20 protein-coding genes and 2 tRNA genes are annotated in these 23,111 nt (G+C 58.0%); 12 read left to right on the top strand and 10 right to left on the bottom strand.

Annotation, left to right across the window (positions count from 1 at the left end):
* Positions 1-69: 69 nt before the first annotated feature.
* The 3 genes from ACMWLG_RS04590 (at position 70) to ldtA (ending at position 4,200) form a co-directional block, all read left to right on the top strand.
* A complete protein-coding gene (locus ACMWLG_RS04590) occupies positions 70-501 on the top strand; it encodes a universal stress protein (RefSeq protein ID WP_029741859.1) in 432 nt (143 codons plus the stop codon).
* Between the two features lie 47 nt (positions 502-548).
* A complete protein-coding gene (locus tag ACMWLG_RS04595; protein WP_045620731.1) occupies positions 549-3,242 on the top strand; it encodes a cation-transporting P-type ATPase in 2,694 nt (897 codons plus the stop codon).
* 61 nt (positions 3,243-3,303) lie between these two features.
* Complete coding sequence (ldtA, locus tag ACMWLG_RS04600) at positions 3,304-4,200, top strand: L,D-transpeptidase (RefSeq protein WP_045403124.1); 897 nt, start codon at positions 3,304-3,306, stop codon at positions 4,198-4,200.
* 145 nt (positions 4,201-4,345) lie between these two features.
* On the opposite strand, the gene ACMWLG_RS04605 is transcribed toward ldtA, so the two are convergent.
* Positions 4,346-4,421: transfer RNA gene (locus ACMWLG_RS04605), tRNA-Asn, on the bottom strand.
* 320 nt (positions 4,422-4,741) lie between these two features.
* On the opposite strand from ACMWLG_RS04605, the gene nac reads away from it, so the two are divergent.
* Positions 4,742-5,659 carry a nitrogen assimilation transcriptional regulator NAC gene (gene nac / locus ACMWLG_RS04610; RefSeq protein ID WP_008499475.1) on the top strand — a complete coding sequence of 306 codons (918 nt, stop codon included), beginning with the start codon at positions 4,742-4,744 and terminating at the stop codon, positions 5,657-5,659.
* 96 nt (positions 5,660-5,755) lie between these two features.
* The gene (gene cbl, locus ACMWLG_RS04615) at positions 5,756-6,706 is read left to right on the top strand and encodes an HTH-type transcriptional regulator Cbl (RefSeq protein WP_010432106.1); all 951 of its coding nucleotides are present in this window, start codon (positions 5,756-5,758) and stop codon (positions 6,704-6,706) included.
* A 43-nt stretch (positions 6,707-6,749) separates the two neighbouring features.
* Here the strand turns inward: cbl and ACMWLG_RS04620 are convergent, their stop codons facing one another.
* Positions 6,750-7,358 (bottom strand): glutathione S-transferase family protein, encoded by a 609-nt coding sequence (locus ACMWLG_RS04620; protein ID WP_057061635.1) that lies wholly within the window; start codon positions 7,356-7,358, stop codon positions 6,750-6,752.
* Between the two features lie 170 nt (positions 7,359-7,528).
* On the opposite strand from ACMWLG_RS04620, the gene ACMWLG_RS04625 reads away from it, so the two are divergent.
* From ACMWLG_RS04625 to ACMWLG_RS04635, 3 genes are all read left to right on the top strand, one after another.
* Positions 7,529-8,422, top strand: coding sequence for a LysR substrate-binding domain-containing protein (locus ACMWLG_RS04625; protein ID WP_047063523.1), 894 nt, complete (start codon positions 7,529-7,531; stop codon positions 8,420-8,422).
* Positions 8,423-8,599: 177 nt separating this feature from the next.
* The gene (locus ACMWLG_RS04630; RefSeq protein ID WP_100245677.1) at positions 8,600-8,953 is read left to right on the top strand and encodes a type II toxin-antitoxin system RelE/ParE family toxin; all 354 of its coding nucleotides are present in this window, start codon (positions 8,600-8,602) and stop codon (positions 8,951-8,953) included.
* 4 nt (positions 8,954-8,957) lie between these two features.
* Entirely contained in the window at positions 8,958-9,260 is a 303-nt protein-coding gene (locus ACMWLG_RS04635; RefSeq protein ID WP_029741460.1) for an XRE family transcriptional regulator, read from the top strand.
* A gap of 76 nt (positions 9,261-9,336) precedes the next feature.
* Here the strand turns inward: ACMWLG_RS04635 and ACMWLG_RS04640 are convergent, their stop codons facing one another.
* Positions 9,337-10,257 carry a LysR family transcriptional regulator gene (locus ACMWLG_RS04640; RefSeq protein ID WP_045403136.1) on the bottom strand — a complete coding sequence of 307 codons (921 nt, stop codon included), beginning with the start codon at positions 10,255-10,257 and terminating at the stop codon, positions 9,337-9,339.
* Between the two features lie 141 nt (positions 10,258-10,398).
* On the opposite strand from ACMWLG_RS04640, the gene ACMWLG_RS04645 reads away from it, so the two are divergent.
* Positions 10,399-10,788, top strand: coding sequence for a RidA family protein (locus ACMWLG_RS04645; protein WP_023312340.1), 390 nt, complete (start codon positions 10,399-10,401; stop codon positions 10,786-10,788).
* Positions 10,789-10,871: 83 nt separating this feature from the next.
* Here the strand turns inward: ACMWLG_RS04645 and ACMWLG_RS04650 are convergent.
* From ACMWLG_RS04650 to ACMWLG_RS04675, 6 genes are all read right to left on the bottom strand, one after another.
* Positions 10,872-10,947 (bottom strand) — tRNA-Asn (locus ACMWLG_RS04650).
* Between the two features lie 164 nt (positions 10,948-11,111).
* Positions 11,112-13,301 (bottom strand): TonB-dependent siderophore receptor, encoded by a 2,190-nt coding sequence (locus ACMWLG_RS04655; RefSeq protein WP_045403139.1) that lies wholly within the window; start codon positions 13,299-13,301, stop codon positions 11,112-11,114.
* Positions 13,302-13,327: 26 nt separating this feature from the next.
* Positions 13,328-14,653, bottom strand: a complete 1,326-nt coding sequence (locus ACMWLG_RS04660; RefSeq protein ID WP_045403143.1) for a lysine N(6)-hydroxylase/L-ornithine N(5)-oxygenase family protein — start codon at positions 14,651-14,653, stop codon at positions 13,328-13,330.
* Positions 14,650-16,392, bottom strand: a complete 1,743-nt coding sequence (gene iucC, locus ACMWLG_RS04665; RefSeq protein ID WP_047634860.1) for an IucA/IucC family protein — start codon at positions 16,390-16,392, stop codon at positions 14,650-14,652. Before iucC ends, ACMWLG_RS04660 begins: the two co-directional genes overlap by 4 nt.
* Complete coding sequence (locus ACMWLG_RS04670) at positions 16,389-17,336, bottom strand: GNAT family N-acetyltransferase (protein ID WP_045403147.1); 948 nt, start codon at positions 17,334-17,336, stop codon at positions 16,389-16,391. Before ACMWLG_RS04670 ends, iucC begins: the two co-directional genes overlap by 4 nt.
* Positions 17,336-19,078, bottom strand: coding sequence for an IucA/IucC family protein (locus ACMWLG_RS04675; protein WP_045403150.1), 1,743 nt, complete (start codon positions 19,076-19,078; stop codon positions 17,336-17,338). The genes ACMWLG_RS04670 and ACMWLG_RS04675 overlap by 1 nt, the downstream gene beginning before the upstream one ends.
* A gap of 138 nt (positions 19,079-19,216) precedes the next feature.
* On the opposite strand from ACMWLG_RS04675, the gene ACMWLG_RS04680 reads away from it, so the two are divergent.
* A complete protein-coding gene (locus ACMWLG_RS04680; RefSeq protein WP_045403153.1) occupies positions 19,217-20,428 on the top strand; it encodes an MFS transporter in 1,212 nt (403 codons plus the stop codon).
* Here the strand turns inward: ACMWLG_RS04680 and mtfA are convergent.
* Positions 20,425-21,222, bottom strand: coding sequence for a DgsA anti-repressor MtfA (gene mtfA, locus ACMWLG_RS04685; protein ID WP_023312333.1), 798 nt, complete (start codon positions 21,220-21,222; stop codon positions 20,425-20,427). The genes ACMWLG_RS04680 and mtfA overlap by 4 nt on opposite strands.
* A 215-nt stretch (positions 21,223-21,437) precedes the next feature.
* Between mtfA and ACMWLG_RS04690 the strand changes: the two genes are divergently transcribed.
* Both ACMWLG_RS04690 and ACMWLG_RS04695 read left to right on the top strand, forming a co-directional pair.
* Entirely contained in the window at positions 21,438-21,584 is a 147-nt protein-coding gene (locus ACMWLG_RS04690) for a DUF2256 domain-containing protein (RefSeq protein ID WP_065454001.1), read from the top strand.
* A complete protein-coding gene (locus ACMWLG_RS04695; RefSeq protein WP_100245676.1) occupies positions 21,581-23,110 on the top strand; it encodes a cryptochrome/photolyase family protein in 1,530 nt (509 codons plus the stop codon). The genes ACMWLG_RS04690 and ACMWLG_RS04695 overlap by 4 nt, the downstream gene beginning before the upstream one ends.
* Position 23,111: the final 1 nt, after the last annotated feature.

Here is a 23,111-nt window from a genome sequence, read left to right on the forward strand (position 1 = left end):
AACCCCCTGCATTTAATGCGTTTTTTTGCTTCATTCACTCTCGTGTTGGTTATAAAAAGGATGCTCGATATGTATAAAAACATTCTCGTTCCGGTGGATGTCTACGAGACAAGCCTGGCGGATAAGGCGTTGCAGCATGCACAGTTTCTGGCGCAAAGCGCATCGGGTGACATTCATTTGCTGCACGTCATGCCCAAGTTTTCAGCCGAACTGACGCGTGGTTTTATTTCAGATGCGCGCAAAATGGATGAATATATGATTAATAATTCGAAAGAAAAGCTGTCTGACCTGGTCAAAAAAGTAAATCTGCCAGAAGAGCGTGTTCATCTCCACGTCCGTAGCGGGAATGTTCGTGATGAGGTTATTAAGCTGGCGGATGAACTTGCCGTCGGCGCGATTATTGTCGGCTCGCGAAATCCAAATATTCAAACCCATTTGTTAGGATCTGAGGCGGCAAGTATTGTTCGTTACGCTCATGTTCCTGTTTTCGTTATTCGTTAATTACAGAGAAGCAAGGTGATTTCTGAATAGAACCTGAGGAAGGAACGATGAAAACAGGAAAACCTGAACGTCCGTATTATCAACAAACCGTTGACGAAACCCTGTCGAATATCCACTCCACCCTGGAAGGCCTCAGCGGCACAGAGGCATCAGCCCGACTTCAGCAGCACGGTGAGAATGCGTTACCGCAAAAAAAGGGCAAACCCGCCTGGCTGCGCTTCCTGGCGCATTTTAACGACGTATTGATTTACGTGCTGCTGGTGGCCGCGTTGCTTAAGCTCTTTATGGGCCACTGGGTAGACATGTTTGTGATCCTTGGGGTTGCCATCATTAACGCGCTGATTGGCCATATCCAGGAGAGCAATGCTGAAAAATCGTTGCAGAGCATTCGCAATATGCTCTCCAGCGAAGCCGTGGTGGTACGACAGGGGAATCATGAAACGATCCCCACTACGGCGCTGGTCCCGGGAGATATCGTGGTGATCCGCGCCGGGGATCGTATCCCTGCGGACCTGCGCGTGATTGAAGCGCATAACCTTCGCGTGGAGGAGGCCATCCTGACCGGCGAATCCACCGTTGTTGAGAAAAACAGCGATGCGTTAAGCGGGGAACTGCCCTTAGGTGACCGGTATAATCTGCTCTACTCGGGCACCACCGTCAGCTCCGGCGGCGGTAAAGGCGTTGTGGTAGCAACCGGGGGGGAGACCGAGCTGGGCCACATCAATCAGATGATGTCCGACATTGAAAAGCACCGCACGCCGCTGATGGTGCAGATGGACAAGCTCGGTAAGACCATCTTCATCACTATCCTGGTGATGATGGTGGCGCTGTTTGTCTTTAGCCTCCTGTTCCGGGATATGCCGGTTTCTGAACTGGTGCTGTCGCTTATCAGCCTCGCCGTTGCCGCCGTGCCGGAAGGCCTGCCGGCCATCATCTCCATCATCCTTTCGCTTGGCGTACAGGCCATGGCGCGCCGCAAGGCCATCATTCGCAAGCTGCCTACGGTTGAAACGCTGGGGGCGATGACGGTCATCTGTTCGGATAAAACCGGCACCCTGACGATGAATGAAATGACGGTCAAAGCGGTGATAACCGCTGACACGACCTATCGCGTGGAGGGCGACAGCTACGAACCGGTGGGGAATATTCACCCCGTAGATGACCCAACGCCCGTCAGCGTGACGCAGGGTTCCCTGCTGGAACGCTACCTGCGCACCATTGACCTTTGTAATGACAGCCAGCTGATCAAAGACGAGCAGGGGCTGTGGAAAATCACCGGGGGCCCAACCGAGGGCGCGCTGAAGGTGCTGGCGGCGAAAATCCCGCTCCCTCCGGTCGATACCGAAATGCGCAGCAAAATCCCGTTTGATTCACAGTATAAATACATGTCCACCCTGTACCGGCTGGGTGATGAAGAGGTGATTTTAATCACCGGCGCGCCGGACGTCCTGTTCCGCCTCTGCCAGTACCAGCAGACGAATGACGGGCTGCAGCCGTTCGATCAGCCTTACTGGGAAGGGAAGATTGAAGAGTATGCCCGGGAAGGTCTGCGCATGGTGGCCGCGGCCTGGAAACCTGCCCGCGAGGGGCAACGCGAGCTGGATCACCCGGACCTGCATGACGGCGTGATCCTGCTGGGCATTGCCGGAATGATGGATCCACCGCGTCCGGAGGCCATTACCGCCATTGCCGACTGTCTGCAGGCCGGGATCCGCGTGAAAATGATCACCGGCGACCACCCGCAAACGGCCATGAGCATTGGGCAAATGTTGGGGATTGGTAACGCCGCAAGCGCTGTTACCGGACGTGAGCTGGAAGCGATGGACGATCGTCAGCTGAGCGACGCCGCGCAGCAGTACGATATTTTCGCCCGAACCAGCCCGGAGGATAAATTCCGCCTTGTGCAGGCCCTGCAAAGTAAGCAGGAAGTCGTGGGCATGACCGGGGATGGCGTAAATGATGCCCCGGCGCTCAAGCGGGCGGATGTGGGTATCGCCATGGGGATTAAGGGGACGGAAGTGACCAAGGAGGCCGCCGACATGGTGTTAACGGATGACAACTTTGCCACCATTGCCAGCGCGGTGCACGAGGGACGCCGGGTTTACGACAACCTGAAAAAGACCATTCTGTTCGTTATCCCCAGCAACATCGCGCAGGCTCTGCTGATCATCATCGCGCTGCTGGCGGGGAACCTGATCCCGCTGACGCCGGTCCTGATCCTGTGGATGAACATGGCCACGTCAGCAACGCTGTCGTTTGGCCTGGCGTTTGAAGCGGGTGAGAAGGACATCATGAACCGGCCACCGCGCAAGGCTAATCTCCATGTGATGGACGGCTATGCCATCTGGCGCGTGGTGTTTGTCGGTCTGATGATTGCCATTAGCGCCTTCGTGCTGGAAGCCTGGCTACAGCCGCGCGGCTATTCGGCGGAATTTATCCGCACCGTGCTGCTGCAAACCCTGGTGACCGCGCAGTGGTTCTACATGCTTAACTGCCGCGTGAATGACGGCTTCTCGCTGAGCAAAGGCCTGCTGGCGAATAAAGGGATTTGGATCGTGAGCGGCGTACTGCTGGCGCTACAGCTTCTTATCATTTACGCACCGTTCATGCAGATGCTGTTTGGCACCGAAGCGCTGCCGTTCCGCTACTGGGTCATCACCTTCCTGATTGGTTTTGTGATGTTCCTTATTGTCGAGGCGGAGAAAGTGCTGACGCGCAGGTGGCGCAAAACCGAAGCGTAATAGCGTAAACTGAGAAAGCCTGCCTGAGTCCGGGCTTTCTCTTTTTTGAGCGCAGAAAACTATGATTCGACTTACCTGGTTCGTCCTTACGCTGTGTGCCGCTGTACCCGGTGCGTTTGCCGTAACCTATACGCTTCCGCCGGAAGGCAGTCGTCTGGTGGGAACCCCGATTATCATCACCGTTCCTGAAGGTAACACGCTGCCTCTGGAAGCCTTTGCCGCGCAGCACGGGCAGGGGCTGAGCAATCTGCTGGAAGCGAACCCGGGCGTAGATCCTTTTTTGCCTAAATCCGGCACCCGGCTGGTGATCCCTCAGCAGCTGATTTTGCCCGACACCGTCCGCGAGGGCATTATCGTGAATGCTGCGGAAATGCGTCTCTACTATTATCCGCCTGGCGGTAATACCGTTGAAGTTCTGCCCATCGGCATAGGTCAGGCCGGACGCGAAACCCCGCGTAACTGGGTGACGGCCGTTGAGCGTAAGCAGGAGGGGCCAACCTGGTCTCCGACGCCGAACACGCGCCGTGCCTATGCGGCAGAAGGGAAAACGCTTCCGGCATTCGTACCCGCCGGGCCGGATAACCCGATGGGGCTGTATGCCATTTATATCGGCAGGTTGTATGCCATTCACGGCACAAACTCGAATTTCGGCATCGGGCTGCGGGTAAGTCAGGGCTGTATTCGTCTGCGTAATAACGACATCAAGTATCTTTTCGATAACGTTCCCGTAGGCACCCGCGTGCAGCTTATCGACAGGCCGGTTAAAGTCACCACCGAGCCGGACGGTAGCCGCTGGGTGGAAGTTCACGAGCCATTATCACGCAACCGAGCGGAATTTGAATCGACCCGGAAAGTGCCGCTGCCCATCTCCGCCGCGCAGCGGACGCAGCTGATAAACGAGGGGGCAGGAGCCGAACTGGAACGGCGGTCCGGGATGCCGGTGAAGTTCGGCATGTAAAGGCATAGTGCGGTCTGGTGCCCTCACCCCAACCCTCTCCCACGGGAGAGGGAGCACACACTAAAAACGGCAACTCGGTTGCCGTTTTGCATTTACCTTGCGCAGAAAAGCAAAAAGCCTGCTTTAAAAGCAGGCTTTTCAAATTTGGCTCCTCTGACTGGACTCGAACCAGTGACATACGGATTAACAGTCCGCCGTTCTACCGACTGAACTACAGAGGAATCGTGTGAACGGGGCGCATATTATCGACCTGCGTTCGCCTTGTCAAAGGGTGGATCAACGCCTTTTGATCGTTTGCTGACAAAATCGGCAAAGTGATGTTTTTGACAGCGGAATGCACCGTCATGGTGCGGGTATACCCCTAATGGGGCAGATCATAAACTGCTGTTTCGGTAATAAAACCCCCCTCTGTAATTAGGTTTCCTTATTTTCAGGCGCTTAGCGAACAATTTAGACCGCCTGGTAAAAGTGGCATTCATATTGCAAAACCTGTTCAACAACGACAGCCGGTTCCGGCACAGCATTTCGAACAGGGGGCAAAATGAACTTAAGACGACTGAAATACTTCGTAAAAATCGTCGATATCGGCAGCCTGACTCAAGCGGCAGAAGTGCTGCATATCGCGCAGCCTGCGCTGAGCCAGCAGGTGGCTACTCTGGAAGGCGAGATGGATCAGCAGCTGTTGATTCGCACCAAACGCGGCGTCACGCCAACGGAAGCAGGCAAGATCCTGTATACCCATGCGCGCACCATCCTTCGCCAGTGTGAACAGGCGCAGCTGGCGGTGAATAACGTGGGCCAGACCCTGAGCGGGCACGTGTCTATCGGCCTGGCGCCGGGAACTGCCGCGTCCTCTATTACCATGCCGCTGCTGCAGGCCGTTCGCGCCGAGCTGCCTGAGGTGCTGGTCTACCTGCACGAAAACAGCGGCTCCGTGCTGAATGACAAACTGCTCAACGGCCAGCTGGATATGGCGGTCCTTTACGATCGCTCCCCGGTCGCCGGCATCACCAGCCAGCCGCTGCTGAAAGAAGATCTCTACCTCGTGGGCACCCGCGACTGTCCGGGCCAGAGCGTAGACCTTACCGCCGTGGCAGAGATGAACCTTTATCTGCCGCGCGACTACAGCGCCGTGCGCGTGCGCGTGGACGAAGCGTTCTCACTGCGCCGCCTGACGGCCAAAATCATCGGCGAAATTGACTCAATTTCCACGCTCACAGCGGCCATTGCCAGCGGGATGGGGGTGACCGTGCTGCCGGAATCCGCAGCCCGCTCGCTGTGCAGCGCGGCAAACGGCTGGATGGCGCGGATCACCACGCCTTCCATGAGCCTGCCGCTGTCGCTGAACATGTCTGCTCGCGGTTCGCTGTCGCCGCAGGCGCAGGCGGTAAAAGAAATTTTGATGTCGCTGGTCAGCAAGCCGTCGCTTGAGAACCGTGAACTCCAGCTCGTGAGCTGATATTCCATAAAAGCATAAGATGCTGGTTTTTATTATTTGTTCTGCAGCGCGGCAGACTCTAACAATAGAGCTATGTCAGATGCGCCGGAGTGAATCGTGAATTTCCAGCAACTTAAAATCATCCGTGAGGCGGCCAGGCGGGACTACAACCTGACCGAGGTCGCCAATATGCTTTATACCTCTCAGTCCGGCGTCAGCCGCCATATCCGCGAGCTGGAAGAGGAGCTGGGCATAGAGATTTTTATCCGTCGCGGCAAGCGGCTGCTCGGCATGACGGAGCCGGGTAAGGCTTTGCTCACCATCGCAGAGCGGATCCTCAACGAGGCCAGCAACGTGCGTCGTCTGGCGGATCTCTTTACCAATGACGCTTCGGGCGTACTCACCATCGCCACCACCCACACCCAGGCGCGCTACAGCCTGCCGCCGGTGATTAAAGCGTTCCGCGAACTTTTCCCCGACGTCCGTCTGGAGCTTATCCAGGGCACGCCGCAGGAAATTGAAGTGCTGCTGCAAAACGGTGGGGCGGATATCGGCATAGCCAGCGAACGCCTGAGCAACGACCCGCTGCTGGTGGCGTTCCCCTGGTTCCGCTGGTACCACAGCTTATTACTCCCGGTCGATCATCCGCTCAATCAGGTCTCTCCCCTGACGCTGGAAGACATTGCGAAATGGCCGCTCATTACCTACCGCCAGGGGATCACCGGACGCTCGCGTATTGATGAAGCCTTCAACCGGAAAGGGTTAACGCCGGACGTGGTGCTGAGCGCGCAGGATTCTGACGTGATCAAAACCTACGTCGAGCTGGGTCTGGGCATTGGTCTGGTGGCGGAACAGTCCAGCGGAGAACGCGAGGACGGGAACCTGGTGCGTCTTGATACGCGTCACCTGTTTGACGCTAACACCGTATGGCTTGGCCTGAAGCGCGGGCAGCTGCAGCGCAACTACGTGTGGCGCTTTATCGAGCTCTGCAACGCCGGGCTGTCGGTGGATGAGATTAAACGCCAGGTGATGGAACCGGAAGAAGTGGCGATTGATTATCAGATTTAGGCGCTGGTTTGCCCGGTAGCGCTGCGCTGACCGGGCTCATCGCTTAGTTGAACGGATATTTTTTAAAGACCGCCTGTGATTCAAATGATTCGGCAGCCGCCTGAATCTCTCTAAAATCCGCTGCGTTAACGACGTGCGGAATCATCGACTGAATAAACGTCCAGACAACCGTGCTCGTGACGGCAACCTGATCGGGATCGGCGGAGGCCGGACGCTTCTTCAGCAAGGCATTCCATTCCCTGCAGGCCGCCAGCAGCTGGGTTGTAATGCGTTCGACCCATAAAGCGTGCTGCTTTTCCAACGGGCGCTGGTGGTGTTCATACACATTTTGAACGGCTTTCTCCGCGGCGGCGAGGATAAAGCCCAGCGTCTGAAGATCGTTTGCCAGCGCATCCGGCGCGACGGTCAGGAGTCTCCGCTCGGGTGCGGCCTGAGCCTCGAAATAATTCAGTATCAGCGACGAATCCATCAAACGTACTCCGTTATCCAGAATCAGCGTGGGCGCTTTTACCGCGGGGTTGATTCGGGAGAACGCTTCGAAAGTGCTAAAGACCGACAGCGGTTGGCTTTCAAACTCAACGCCATAAAGCTCAAGGGAGATCGCCACGCGCCGTACATAAGGTGAATCCATCATGCCAACAAGCTTAATCATCTTTCCCGTTTTCCTGTCTCTGTGAAATAACGCGTCATTGAAGAGGATGAACAGACAGTACAATACAAACTTCCTGGCGAATATCTTCAGTATCTTACCGTAAAGGTTAGTATTACTGACATGTGGGCAAGTTGCCGTTATACATCCAGCGCGGATAAGGGAGAGCTTTCATGTCGGATTTTCCACCCATTGCCAGTTTGCGAAGCTTTGAAGCCGTCGCCCGTCTTGGCAGCGTGACGCTGGCGGCGAAAGAACTCCACGTTACCCATTCCGCAATCAGCCAGCAGATCAAACTGCTGGAGGAGATGGTGGGCGTAAAGCTCTTTATCCGTCAGGGACGCGGGGTGCAGATCAACGAAGAAGGGCGGCTATATGCCTTACAGGTACGCGAGGCGTTGAACCATATTGCGGATGCCACCCGGCTCGTACAGGTGAAGCCGAGAAAGCAGGAGCTAACGCTAGCGATGGTGCCGTCTTTTGGATGCCACTGGCTGTTGCCGCGTCTGGAACGCTTTCGGGCGAAATATCCGCTTATCACCCTTCGGATCCTGGCCAGCCTGACGGTCACCAGCCTGCAGCAGGAAGGAACAGATATCGCGATACGAATGGGGAAGGGAAACTGGGAAGGGAGTGAAAGCCAGTACCTTTTTTCCGATGAGCTTATTGTGGTGGCCGCGCCTGGCTATAACGACGGTGTGTTGCCCGCTACGCCGGCTGAGATTGCAAAAAGTCATATTATTTTTTCCATGGAGTCGTGGAAAACGTGGTGCGTGAATGCGGGGCTGGAGAAAGAGATCGTGCCTGGCGGTTTATGCATTAACGACTCCAATATCATTATCGAAGCTGTTCGGCTCGGGAAAGGGATCGCGCTGGAGCGCCGCTCTCTGGTTCAGGATGCCATCACCCGGGGTGAACTGGTCCAGCTAACCTCCATTACCGCGCCGTATCCCTGGCCTTACTGGCTGGTGACAGCGCGGTCAACGGAGACGAAGCCGGAGGTGGCTCTTTTTGTCGCATGGCTGGATGAGGAGGTGGCGGTCTGGCGGCAGTTGACGGGCTGCTGAACTTTTTTCGATGCTGCTCGTAACAAAATGAATATCCAACAAGGGATACACAGAATTACTCCGGCACGCGTTCAGTCTTTCCGTAACCCCACAAGATTCTGCTTTTCCATCTCTGCATAATCATCGCTATAGCTTTGCATGTATATAGTTTTTGATCTATATTGGATGGGAGGCCTTGTGTCGGCAATTAACACGACGGACAGGTTTGATCGCTGGTTTACTTCGCTTGACGATACCGAACGCGCCAGCGTACTTGCAGCCCTGCTTGTTTTGCGAGAGAAGGGGCCGGGTTTATCGAGACCCTACGCCGATACGCTTAAAGGCTCTCGTCACAGCAACATGAAAGAGCTACGTATTCAGAGTAAGGGCGATCCCTTGCGGGCGTTTTTCGCCTTTGATCCAAACCGCACGGGTATCGTGCTTTGTGCGGGCAATAAGGTCGGCAATGAAAGGCGATTCTACGATGAGATGCTTCTCGTTGCTGACCGGGAATTCACTCACTGGCTGAATACATTAAAAGAGAGGGAATAGCGCGATGGGAAGAACCCTTGAGCAGCTTATAGCGGATGAAAAGCCGGAGGTTGTCGCCAGCGCTCAGGCGATAGCAACGGATATTTTGCTCAACATTCATCTTGCTGAGTTACGCGAGAAAGTACAAAAAACGCAGGTAGAAATGGCGCAGGCGTTGGGTATCAGGCAACCTACCGTTGCGGTAATGGAAAAGCCCGGGCGCGATTTGAAACTCTCTTCCCTCAAGCGCTACGTTGAGGCGGCGGGCGGAAAGCTGCGGCTTGATGTGGAGCTGCCGGATGGCTCGCACTATGAGTTCGTGCTGTAGGGCAGAAAAGCAAAAAAAACCTGCTTCAAAACCGCCAGCATGACCGTCACTCGCGGTGATGAACGAATAGATGCAATTACTTATGGGTAGAAGTGGGGACATGCTGCTGCATCAATTCAACGATCCAATCAATAAAAACGCGCAGTTTAGCGTTAACGTGGCGGTTCGGCGGAAATGCCAGATACAGGGGCATTGGATCAATACGCCAGTCTTCAAATAGCGGAATCAAGGAACCACATGCCTGATGCGCTGCCGCCATATAGACGGGTAGCGCAATCACGCCTAATCCCGCGAGCCCGGCTTCGAGGTAGGCGTTGCCATCATCCACTGCAAGCACATAGCTTCCCGTGATTTCAATACGTACACTCTCACCGTTCAGTACCAGAGGATCAATCTTACCGGTGCGTGAGGACAAGAATCCCACTATGCGATGGTCCGTGTTTTCCAGCTCTCGCGGGTGCGCAGGGGCGCCGAGGCGTTCCACGTAGCTCGGTGCGACGTAAACACCGATTTGCAAATCGCCAACATGGCGTGCGATCAGGGACTGGTCATTGATTCCCCCGCCGCGCACGACGCAATCCACGTTGTCGCCGATCAGATCCACCACCCGGTCACTCACGCCCATGTCGAACTGGATATCAGGGTAGCGCACGTGAAAAGCCGGTAGCGCGGGCACCAGCACCAGGCGGGCGAGAGGAGTGGGCACATCTACCCGTAGCCGTCCTCTGGGCGTAATTGCCGCACTGGACAGGCTGTTTTCAGCATCTTCCATGTCCGCCAGCAGGCGGATGACGCGCTCGTAGTAGACCGCGCCATCAGGAGTCACACCGAGCCTGCGGGTGGTGCGATGGAGCAGCTTTACGCGCAGGCGAGCTTCGAGCTGCTGAATAAGCTGCGTCACCGTGGTTTTGCTCATATGAAGCGTTTGGGCAGCCTTGGTGAAACTGCCAGCCTCCACCACGCGAGCAAAGGCGCGCATCGCATCGAAACGATCCATCCCAGGTCCTCTCTTTTCGCAGATTGTTTGGATATTACAAACAATGATGAACAAAGTCGCTTGTTTATCCGCCCGATCTGGCACCTGTAAAGTGTCTTTATGTTCACCGGGCAGATTTCGCCCCATTACAGAGGCACAAACATGACAACACGCGAAGCCGTTTTTCCATTAGGACGACAGGCGCTCTACGAGCGTAATCGCTATTCACCCGCCATCAAATCTAACGGCTTCCTGTTTGTTTCGGGACAGGTAGGTAGCCGGGAGGATGGTTCGCCTGAAGAGGATCTCAACGCGCAGATCCGGCTGGCATTCGATAACCTTAATGCTGTTCTCGCAGCTGCGGGCTGCACGTTCGATGACGTGGTTGACGTTACCCTCTTTGTCGTCGATCCTGAGTCAAACCTCGACGCAATCTGGAGTATCCTGCCAGAATATTGGGGGGAAGCGCCTTACCCTACGTTGACTGGGATCGGCGTGACGTGGCTGTACGGATTCCAGTTTGAGATTAAGGTGATTGCCAGGCTGCCCTAAGCGACAGGAGCTTTTTGCCATACGGCAAATTATCCGAACGCAGAAAAGCAAAAAGCCTGCTTTAAAAGCAGGCTTTTCAAATTTGGCTCCTCTGACTGGACTCGAACCAGTGACATACGGATTAACAGTCCGCCGTTCTACCGACTGAACTACAGAGGAATCGTGTGAACGAGGCGCATAGTAGCGACCTCGGTACGCCTTGTCAAAGGGTGAAAACGCACTTTTCTTTCGTTTGCCGACAATTTCAGCAAATCGCTGATTTTATAGCAAATTCGCGTTGAAATTACACAGCAAAATGCACCGCCCGCAGGCGGCGCTCAGGATCAGAACAGTACGGAGTAGTTCAGACCAAAGGTACGTCCGCGGCCTTTATAGGTATACAGCCCCGGCGCACCGTAGGTTGGGCTATACAGCCCCGGCGCGCGCTGGCCCCAGGCGGTGGTGTAGTCTTTGTCCAGCAGGTTTTCCACGCTGAAGCTGACCTTACCCACCGGCAGGGCGTAGCTGCCCAGGAAGTCGACCGTGTTATAGCCATCGATCTTCTTGCCGTCGGAGTCTGACACGTCAAAGGTCTGCGTGCTCTGCACGCGCAGGGTCCAGTCGCCCGGCGCCCAGTTGACCCATGCGCTGGCTTTCGACGGGCTTGCGCTGTCAACCGTCAGCTTCTCCCATTTCCCGTTTTCGCGCGTTTCAGACTTGATGGCGTTAAAGTTCGCACCGGTGCTCCAGTCGCTGTCGGTGAAGAAATAGTCCACCTGACCTTCCACCCCGTAGATACGACGCTTGTCGTCTTCCAGGTTGATGGTCATATCCGACTTGTTGATGGTGATGGTTTTATCCGAGAGCGAGTAATACGCCGCGACCTGCGTGCGCAGGTTATCGCCGGTGTAGCGCCAGCCCAGCTCATAAGCGTTGACCTTGATACCGTCCAGCGTCGAGTCGTTCACGTTGACGCTGTTCAGCAGGCGATAGTGACCGTTGCTGAGCTGATAGGTGCCGGAGCCGTAGTACTTCGCCAGGTCCGGAATTTCGAAGCCCTGGGAGAAGTTAAACCACAGCTGCTGCTGTTCGGTCAGGCGACCGAGGATCCCGGCGTTAAACAGGAAGTTATTGTAATCGGTTTTCCCACCCGGCACCGCATCGGCGGAGGTGGCTTTCCCGGTGGCGATGGCCTGCTGCTGGGTATAACCGACAAAGTCGTCCACCTTGTTCTCGGTGTACTGATAACGCACGCCGCCGCTCAGGGTGATGGCGTCAATGTCGTAGCTGGCCTGCAGGAACGGGGCGAGGTTGGTGATGCTGTAGCCCGGGTAACGGCCCACGTTGTAGGCATTATCCAGCTCCATGCCGCCGCTCGCCGCGGCCTTGCTCAGGTTGAAGAACTGCTGGTTGGCATCGAAGGTTTCGTGGTCGGCATCCACACCCCAGGTCAGCGTCAAATCGTCCACCGGCTTGCTGTTCAGCGTCAGCTTGCCGCCGTAAAAATCGGTTTTCTGCTGGGACGCGCCGATGCTGCTCACCACGCCTTTGGTCAGGGTCGGGAACGGATAATAGGTCAGGCTCTCGTCGCGATAGTAAATCTGCGCAACCAGATCCTGGCCCCAGAAATCGGTATTGGAATACTGCAGGTTAATCAGATGGCGCTCGGTACCCGGTACGCGGTCAGAATCGAGATTATCTTTGTTGTACGCGGTCGCATCGCCCGTTACCGCCGAGAAGTTCTTCCCGAGATACAGCCCATGCTTGCCGTCGGACTCGCTCTTGTAGTACTGCGTCGTCAGCTGCAGCTGCTGACGATCGTCAATGTTGATGGTGCCTGTGCCCATTACATCAATACGGTCGGAATACTGGAGGCCGGTCTGGGTGTTATCGATAATCACCTCGTTGCCTTTGCCGTCATACCAGCCGCCGTAGCGCTGATAGGACACCGACAGACGACCGGAGGCGTTGTCGTTGCCGCCGCTTACGGCTGCCGACACGTTCTCATCGTGATCGTTGTGGCTATTAAACCCGCTTTTTGCCCCGGTCTGGAACTCAACCTCGGTATCCGGCTGGCCCTTTTTGGTGACGATGTTCACCAGGCCGCCTGTGCTGCCGCCGCCGTAGAGCGAGGTGGCGCCGGAGATCACTTCGATACGGTCAATGTTGAACGGATCGATAGAGTCCAGCTGGCGGCTGTCGCTGCGGGACGAGTTCAGGCGAACGCCGTCCACCATCACCATCATGGAGCGGCCGCGCAGGTTCATGCCGTAGTTGGTACGGCCCTGGCTGCTGACGTCCATGCCCGGGATCAGCTGCGCCAGCACCTCTTTAATCTCTTTCCCGCCCTGAACCTGCTGCTCAATTTCAGCCCGCTCAATGACCCAGGTGGTCTGCGCCATCTCCGCCACGCTGCGGTGCGCGCGGCTGGCGGAGACAACGATATTTTCTTCCTTTTGTTCTTCCGCCCACGCAGAGGTAGAAAGCATTGCAAGCAAGCAAGGATTTAAAACCCAAAGATGAGAACGTTTCATTGTTATGTTGATCCTGATTGTGTGTGTCAGTACTCGGTGGTTTTTGCTAATGATTTAAAAACCGGGCTGCTGTCCGGGCTGGTGGTTGTGCGCCAGTGGATAACGCCGGGTGTGGTGGCCAGCTCAAACGGCTCGTCGGCATGCGCGCGATTAAGAATTCGCGCCGCGCGCCAGGCCATCAGGCTGAGCTGGGGTTCGGCAATGCCGAGACGGTGCATCCCGGCGTTCACGGCGAACAGGCGGTTGCTCTGCGGGCCGTCCCATTCGAGGGTGAAATCGTTGTTAATGCAGAAGGCTTCGTCCGTGTCCAGATGCAGGCGGTGAGACAGCGGCGCGAGGAACGCGGGCTGCACGGCGCGGTAGCCGGTGGCGAAAATCACCACGTCGCTATCCAGCTGCTCGCGGCCGCCGTCGAGGTGATGCTGAATGCTCAGGCGATGTCCGTTTTCCTGGCGCGTCAGGGCCGTCACCGAGCGGGACGGCATCAGGTGCGCCCAGGGTTTTTCACGCAGCACTTCGAAGCGGTGGTACATGGCGCGGTAAATCGCCAGCAGGGACTCGGTGGTGATGCCGTCGGAGGTCATCTTCTGCTCGTGCAGCATCTGACGTCGGGCCTCTTCGCCCAGCGTGGAGAAGCTGTCCACGTACTCCGGCGTGAAATACTCGTTGGCAAAGGCGGCTTCATCCAGCGCGTTATAGTTATTGCGGCGCGATACCCAGTTCAGGCTCAGCGGCTGGCCCCATTCGCCGCGGAAGATATTCAGGAACAGGTCGGCCCCGCTCTGGCCGCCGCCGACGACGGTGACGCGCTTGCCGGTGAGATCCGGCGTGCGCAGCATCATCTCGCTGGCGTGGAAACAGGTATCGTCCTGCGTCGTAACGCAGTCAGGCAGGTTGATCTGTTTGCCAATCCCCACGCAGACGTGCCGCGCCAGGAAGCGGTCGCGCTGGGTCACCACCTCAAACAGGCCGTTTTTCTCATCAAAGCTCACCTGCTGCACCTGCTGGCTAAAGGCCAGGTTGGTGAGGTTATCCGCCGCCCAGCACAGGTAGTCCGCAAACTCTTCGCGGGAGACGGTGCGCTGCTCGGTGGTCAGGAAGCGGTAGAACTTTTTGCGCTGCACCAGATAGTTCAGGAAGCTGTGGCGGTTGGTCGGCTCCACGGCGCTGACCAGATCCTTCAGGAAGCTGGTCTGCATGTGGCAGTCCGGCACCATCATTCCCGGGTGCCAGGAGAAGTGCGGTTTACGCTCAAGGAACAGCGAGCTAAAGCCGTCCAGCCCTTCGGCCAGAGCGGCGATGCTGAGGTTAAACGGGCCAATACCAATGCCGATGAAATCATAGGTTTTCATTGCGCTGACTCCCGGGAGGCGAGAAAAAGAGGGTTATCAAGGTCGGTGACGTAGTTCGGCAGCATGCGGCTGCCGCCGTCGTGTTCGGAGAAGGTCAGTTTGACCGGGTTGAGGATCACGCGAATAATCTGCGGCTTGAAGAGATCGAATTTGGCGAAGCGCTCTGCCAGATCCGGGTGCGCCGCCATATACTCCCGTAAAACTCCGGCCAGAATCTGGTAGAAGCGCGTTTCGCTCACGCCGCATTGCAGGGTGAGGCGCGAGATAAAGCGCAGCACCGTCACAAAGTTGCCGGTTTGCAGGTCGTGAATGATGTAATCCGCGCTCAGGCGCGCCGTGACGGCCTTCACCTGCTCCGGCAGGCTCTGGGCCTGCGGGAAATCCTCATCCACCAGTCGCATATCGCCCTGGAAATCTTTCAGCAGGATGCGCTGCGGGACGTAATCCTTCATCACCAGCGTCACGTTCTGGCCGTGGGCGATCAGCGCCACGCCGTAGCGGCAGAGCAGGTGATAGAACGGGATCACCGTTGCCTCAAACAGCTTTTCCAGCCATGCGTCGGCGCTTAGCCCCGAGCGTTTAATCCACGCGTCGATCAGCGGGCGCCCGGCATTGTCGGTTTCCATCAGCGCGGCCATCAGCACCGCCTGTTCACCGTCTTCTAAATAACAGGACGGATTCTCGCGCCAGATCACCCCCAGCATCTCCTGATAGCGGTAGGGCGCTTTCGGCAATGCGGCATAGCCCGGATGCGACAGATAGCCGGCAGCGGGTTCGCCAAGCACCTGCGCACCGGAGCGGATCAGCGTGGCGTCGGTGGCAAACTGCTGCTGAAGCCAGCGCGAAGCCAGCGGCCCGGCAGCAATGTATTTGCCCGGGATGCCGCGATAGCAGGAGGTGTTGTAGATGGTCAACGGAAGCTTGATGTCATACGGCGCGCGACGGCTGGCGTTGGTGAGCGTGCGCAGGGACTGCTGCGCCAGATACTCGTCGCCAAATTCGCCCAGCTCAACCATCTCTTCGCGCGCCAGCTGGGCCAGGAAATGAACGGCGATCTTCTGCTGCCACTGCCACGGGTGCAGCGGCAGTGGCAGCCAGCCGTCGTTGAGACCCAGCGCCTGCCAGCGGGCGTCAAAGCGGGCGCGCTCGGCGTTGTCCATGGCGCTCGCCAGCAGAGCGTTGATCTCGCAATCGGCGTCGCTGCTCCAGACCAGATGCTCGCGCTGAACGGCGACCCAGTGCAGGCGAAAACGTCCGCGATACTCGGGCGCGTACTGACGCAGCGCGTCCAGGCCCCAGCCGCGGCGACCTTTGTTGAAAATAAACTTCGGGTGACCGCTCATCAGACACTGTAATTCGTCCGGGTCGAGGTGGATCAGCGCGTCCGCGTCCAGCGCTTCACGCGCCTGCAGCAGCTGCATGTCGCCGCGCAGCGTGGCGTAGAGATCTTCCATATGCTCTGCCGTTTGCGCGTCGCTCATCTCCAGCACCGTCGCCAGCTGCAGCAGCGCGCGTTCCGCTTCCACGGCATCGCCGCTGGCGGCGATCAGGCTGTCCGGGTCGATATGCAGCCAGCCCCAGATCCCGCGCGCGGCGCGAAACTGCCAGGACTCGTTGCCTATGGCGATGCGCCAGAGGTCCGACGAAACCGGCTCAGCGCGCAGGGTGCGTTCGTACTCCAGCTCGGCGAGAATCTTTGCCACCATCTCGCGGTTCACTTTCTGCCAGAGCGCGTTCACAGTTCCACCTCGCTGAAGAAGCGGTGGCGCTGGCTCATGATCAGGCGCGAGCGCTTGTGCGGGAAGTCGAACTCTTTCACCGTGTCGAAACCGGCGGAGGCCAGATGGCGGAACAGGCGCTGGTTGTCAAAGCGCGGCTCGGCTACGATGCGCGCGGTGCGCGGTTCATCGAGATACAGATAGTGGCTCAGGCCGCGCAGCCAGCTGCGGATGTACTGCGCGCCGCGCCAGTTCTCTTCGCCCACCAGCATGTGCAGCCCGCGGTCAAACGGCTGCCAGCGGTAGTGGCGGCCAATGCGATCTTCTGCCGCCCAGTAGAGCTCAAAATAGCCGAACGGCTGGTCGTCGAAGCAGCCGATAACCGGGTAGCAGTAGGTCGAGTCAAGCTGACGGCGCAGGTAGCTTTCCTGCTCGGCCTGCGGGCCCGCCATCTCCCAGAAGGCGTTCACGCGCGGGTTGTTCATCCATTGGGTAAAGCGCTCGCCGTCCAGCGCCACGTCGACCACGCGGAAGCTGAGGGTGCGCTTAATTTGCGGATCGTAGCGACGGTACACTTCGCCCTGCGGGCGGTGAGGACGCAGCGGGAAATACAGCTGACGGCTCTCATCAAACTGCATCCCGCCGCTGGCCTGCGGCCGTTCGCCTTTCAGCCACAGCGGCAGCTGCCAGAAGGTTTCGCGTGCCAGATAGTCCCCGTGGGCCAGGCTAAACAGCGCCTGCGCCTGGGGGGCATCCTGCCAGGTCGCCCAGGGCAGGGTAATGCCGGTCAGCGCGGGTGCGGCAACAAACAGCTGATCCAGGGCTTCGACCAGCCAGCCGTCCGGGAGCCCATTCAGACGCTCCAGCACCGCGCTGCCGTCGAGACCCAACGTCAGCGGCAGCGCGCGATCCGTTGCGGTGCAGCGAAAGCCGTAGCCGGAATGGACGATATTCGCGATTGCCATTACGCCTTCTCCTTGTAAAACGGGTTGCTAAAGTCGAAATAGATCACCGCCGGATCGGCGATGGTGTTTTCATTGCGATCGTGCAGGTAGCAGAAGAAGTTGCCTTTGCAGTTCCAGGTCGGGCTGTCGAGCACGTAGTCGAGGCAGCGGGTCTGCTTTGCCGTGCGGCGCAGTTCGGCCAGCGCGTCGCGCACGCGGGACATCAGGTTCTCCTCGCTGTCAAAACCGGCAGCGGCGAGGGCGGCGGTGACGGCAAGGGTAGAGTTCAGCAGCAGGTAATAAGGGAAGTAGCGCAGCAGCTGGCTCTCACCGAAGCGGTTTTCCACCTCCGTTTCGCCCGCCTCTTTCAGCCACGCGTCGGCCCCTTCGGTCCACGCGCTGCCCTGGCAGTCGCGGTAGATCAGCCCGACGGGGAAATCCTGCTGCATCTCAACGAGGATATTTTGCTGGTGCGCCAGCAGGACCAGACCGTAGTCCGCCTCGGCGCTGAACAGCGGGAGCAACACGCGGTCGCAATAAGCGTCCAGCCAGCAGCGGGCGGCCTGGGCGAGCGGTAAATCCAGACGCTGGCTCAGACGGCGCACCGCGGAAGCCAGCAGGCTGTCGCCGCCGTCCGGCGCGGCCTGGGTCAGGCTCACCAGCACGTTGGTCTGGGTGTCTGGCGTATCGAACAGCAGATTGACGCGCAGGGCCATCAGGCTCTCTTCCTGAATAACGCCGCTTTCGTCACGCAGCCCCGCCCAGCCGTCCTCCTGCATCACGCGCATGGTTGGGTAGAGAGCCTGTAAATCTTGCCAGCGTTCCGTTTTCGCCAGGCGCGCCAGGCGCATTCCGCGCTTAACCTCTTTGACCGACAGCGTGCGCACGGAGTTGGTCAGGCGCACGCTGAGGGAGAACTTAATCATGTCGCTGTTGGTTTCGCTGTACAGCGAGCGGGAGGAGCTGGTAGGCAGCCACTGCGCGCCCGCTTCGCCCAGATCCTGCAATGTACCGTTTTCCGCCAGACGCTGACACCAGTCCTGCTCCAGCAGATAGTCGGCCTGCCACGGATGCATCGGCAGCAGCCAGCGGGTGTCGGTGAAGTGGCCGAGCAGCTCAGGCGCGCTCTGGGCCGCGAAGCGCAGCAGACGCTCGCGCAGGGAGACGTTCAGGCTGTCGCCGGCAACGAGCGTGCTCTCAACGGCAAACCAGCGCAGCGGGAAGCGGGAGGCGAAATCGGGCAGATAGCGACGCGCCTCGGTTTCGTTGAACGGCTCGTGCGACTTCGGTGCAGGGTGAAACGCGTGGCCGACCAGCAGCGCCTGTTCCGCGTCGGCAAACGTCAGCGGCTTATCGCGCAGGTTTGCCCAGCTGTGGCGCAGATCGATCGCCTGCCAGGTGTGCGCATGGCTTTCGAGAACGCGCTGCTTAAAACGCGCCAGCGTATCGGCATCCAGCGAGCCTTTAACTGATGGTTTTTCAAGAATTAAATCAACCATTTGGTCAAATGTGACGGCGTCACCGTCATCACTGTTGCTCTGAATAAGCGTTGCCGGGAAACGGTACTGATGATGCTGGGTGGGAGAGAAATAGCGTACCGGAACACGAAGCGCCTGGGTTTGGGACAGCGGGATATGAATGTTCGGTAACGCATCCGCAGCGGTAGCGGGGAGATAGCGCCAGTCCTTCGTTTCGCGCAACAGGGCGTTTAAAAAACACTGGGCTGCAACGTCTGTACCGGCAGAGCGGGGCAGAGCACGCATAGATGTACCTCATTCCATGATTGATAATAATTCTCGTTATGATATTCATTCTGTTTACAGTCGCAACCATTTTTGCAATATTTGTTTTCATAAACTTCATGATTTCCACACATTTATTGACACTATGTTTACATTCTCATGCGCGCTGACTCAGAAACATTGACCGAAAACGTCACCTCAAAAGCCAACTGGCCCCTGGCGTTATGTGCGGGTTTATTAGGTATCGGGCAAAACGGCCTGCTGGTGATGCTCCCGCAGCTGGTGACCCTGACCGGGCTGTCGCTCTCGGTCTGGGCCGGTCTGCTGATGTTCGGAACCATGCTCTTTTTACCGGCCTCGCCCTGGTGGGGACGCCAGAGCGAGCGACGGGGATGTAAGGCCGTGATGCTGGCCTCGCTGAGCGGCTATCTGGCCAGTTTCGCCGTCATGGCGCTGGTGGTCTGGGCGATGGCGGCCGGAAGGCTGGATACTTTCTGGGGACTGGCGGGGCTGATTCTTTCACGTCTGCTTTACGGACTGACTGTGTCGGGGCTGGTGCCTGCGGCCCAGACGTGGGCTATTCAGCGTGCGGGGCTGGAGAAAAGAATGGCGGCGCTGGCGACGATAAGCTCCGGCCTCAGCTGCGGACGTCTGCTCGGCCCGCCGCTGGCGGCGCTAATGCTCAGCGTCAGCCCGGTGGCGCCGCTCTGGCTAATGGCGATCGCGCCGTTAATCGCGCTGCTGCTGGTGCTTCGCGAAGCCGCAGACCCGCCGCTGCCGCCGGTGGCGCACCAGGCAACCCGTCTGCAGGCCTCCATGCTGCCGTTCCTGCTGCTGGCGCTGCTGCTGGCGGCGCTGGTGAGCCTGATGCAGCTTGGCCTGTCACCGCATCTTAGCCCCCTGCTGGAGGGCAACGCCCGGGAGATCAGCCATCATGTTGCGCTTCTGCTGAGCCTGGCCGCGCTGGCCACGCTCGCGGCGCAGTTTCTGGTGGTCCGCCCGCAGCATTTCACCCCGGTGACGTTGCTCTGCATCGCGGCGGTGCTGATGGTGGCCGGGCTTGGGCTGATGACCGTCGCGGGTTTAACGCTGTTCTACGTGGGGATTGTTATCACTTCACTCGGGGCGGCGATGGCCACGCCGGGCTACCAGCTTCTGCTGAACGACAGGCTGACCACCGGGAAAGGGGCGGGCGTCATCGCCACCAGCCACACGTTAGGCTACGGCGTCAGCGCGCTGCTGGTGCCCGTGGTGACGCGCTTTTACGGCGAGCAGTCTTTGACGGTGGCCGCGTGGGGAATGGCAGTGCTGTTTTTAGCGTTGAGCATAGGGGTACGCTCAACCGAGCGGACCCCTTCTGAAAAGCCTTAATGGATCTGGCGGGAGGAATGGCCGCCAGACTCCTCATTTTGCCGCAGACGCTGGAGCGGATCCTGCTGATAAAACTGGCAGAAACGCTGCCACAGCGCCGGGAAGCGGGGCGCGAAGAGTTCGGGCGCGCTGAAGAAATACTCCGAGAGCACCGCAAAGCACTCGGCCGGGTCGGTTGCCGCATAGGCGTCAATGCTGGCCGCGCTTTCGCCCACCAGGTCTATTTCATCCTGAATGTTATCCATCGCCGCGTGCAGATCGTGCTCCCAGCCCGCCACCTCGCGAAGCGGGATCAGCGGAACTCCGCTGGCGCGATCGCCGTTGCGGGTATCGAGCTTATGCGCCACTTCATGGATAACCAGATTAAAACCGGACGCATCGAACGAGTCCTGAATGTCGAGCCAGTTCAGGATAATCGGCCCCTGCTGCCAGCTTTGTCCGGACTGCACCACGCGCTGGTTGTGCACCAGCCCGATATCGTCCTGCCATTCGTCATCCACCACGAACGGCGCGGGATAGATAAGCACCTCGTGGAAACCGTCCAGCCACTCAATGCCGAGCTCAAGCACCGGCAGACAGAAAAGCAGGGCGATACGCGCGTTTTTCAGGGGATCGAGTTCGAAACCCTGCAGTGGAACCAGACGTTTTTGCTGTAAAAAACGATCCGCCAGCTGAACCAGTTTCGCTTGTTCATCCGGCTTAAGATTAGCCAGAACAGGGATCGTCAGCGCGTCATCCCATGGCAGCGCCATATCCCGGCCAGCTTCATTCGTTTTCCAGGGCCACTTTATCATCGCTTTGCTCGCAAACTCGTCACTTGAACAAAAATGGGAAAGTCAGGTTTGGTTAAGATGCCAGAAAATCGCTCACTGCGACAATTCCAGCCTGAATAAACTATCATTCGTACGTAGCGGTGGGTAGCGGTTTACGGGCATCACCTTCATTTTGTGAAGTCTGTCGTAGCCTTAGCCCACAGGTTCAGTGAAGAAATCAGTACGGTATTGAAAAGATGAGCGATTTCAAAGGTAACAAGCAGAGTCTGCCCAGCCGTGCGTGCGCGCACTGCCAGCGGCCTATGACGTGGCGCAAGAAATGGGCGAAATGCTGGGATGAGGTCAAATACTGTTCCGAGCGCTGTCGCAGGAGCCACCGTTGACCGAACTGCGCCTGATCCTCGGCGATCAGCTTAATCCGCACCACAGCTGGTTTGATGCCTGCAATCCAAATGTCATTTACGTGATGCTGGAGCTGCGGGCAGAAGCCGCGTACGTGCTTCATCACGCTCAGAAAGTGATCGCCATTTTTGCGGCCATGCGCGCGTTTGCCACTGCGTTAAAGGAGAAGGGGCATCGGGTGAGGTATGTCCGGCTCTCTGACGGCTCAAACCGCGGCGCGCTGGAAGACAATCTCAACGCGCTGGTCGCGCATTACGGCGCCGACAGGGTGATATGGCAGGAGCCCGACGAATGGCGCCTGGATACGCAGCTCCAGACGTGGGCGAAAGCGGCGTCCGTCGAAACGGCCTGCGTCAGCAGCGAGCATTTCTTCACTACCCGTGAACAGGTGAGCGCGTTCTTTGCGACGCGCAAAAGCTGGCGAATGGAGTACTTTTACCGGGAAATGCGTCGTCAGCACGGCGTACTGTTAACCTCAGAAGGCGAGCCGGAAGGGGGGAAATGGAATTATGATGCCGAAAACCGCAAACGCTGGTCCGGCGAGCCGCCCGCACCGGAGGATTCGCGTCCGCGCCACGATTATTCAGCCTTATGGGCGGAGATCCAGCGCTGCGGCGTAATGACCTTCGGCGAACCGCAGGCCGGGAATTTTCGCTGGCCGCTCAACCGTTCGGAAGCCAAAGCCAGGCTGGATGAATTTATCGCTCACGTGCTCCCCCAGTTCGGCGCCTGGCAGGACGCGATGCACGCTGAGGAACCTTTTCTGTTCCACTCGTTAATTTCATTCGCGCTGAATACCAAAATGCTTAATCCGCGGGAAGTGGTAGCTGCCGCCCAGCAGGCATGGCGTTCGGGCCATGCGCCGCTGCCTGCCGTTGAAGGGTTTATCCGACAAATTCTCGGCTGGCGGGAATACGTGCGTGGGATCTACTGGTCGCAGATGCCGGGCTATCGGGAGCTGAATGCCTTAGACCAGCACGCCCCGCTGCCGGACTGGTTCTGGACCGGCAAGACGCAGATGCGCTGCCTGGCGCATGCCGTTGGACAGTCGCTCACCGAGGCTTACGCCCACCATATCCAGCGCCTGATGGTCATCGGGAACTTTAGCCTGCTCAGCGGCCTGTCGCCGCAGGCTGTTCATGAATGGTATCTGGGTGTCTACATTGATGCCTTTGAATGGGTAGAGCTGCCCAATACCCTCGGGATGAGCCAGTTTGGCGATGGCGGATTGCTGGCCAGTAAGCCCTACGTTTCGAGCGCGTCGTACATTCACAAGATGAGTAATTACTGTCAGGGGTGCCGGTATCAGCACACCCAGCGTACCGGAGAGCTGGCGTGCCCCTTCAATGCCCTTTACTGGGATTTCTTTGCGCGCAACCAGGCGCGTCTGGGTAACAATCCCCGCCTGGGCATCGTCTTTAAACAGCTTGCGGACATGAAGGAAGAGGAGCGGCAGGCCATTGCCGACCGCGCCGGGTATATTCGCCTGCATCTCAACGAGCTCTGAC

It is taken from the genome of Enterobacter sp. 01-M-02-SI-ECC, assembly GCF_047530595.1.
Taxonomy (GTDB): domain Bacteria; phylum Pseudomonadota; class Gammaproteobacteria; order Enterobacterales; family Enterobacteriaceae; genus Enterobacter; species Enterobacter cloacae_M.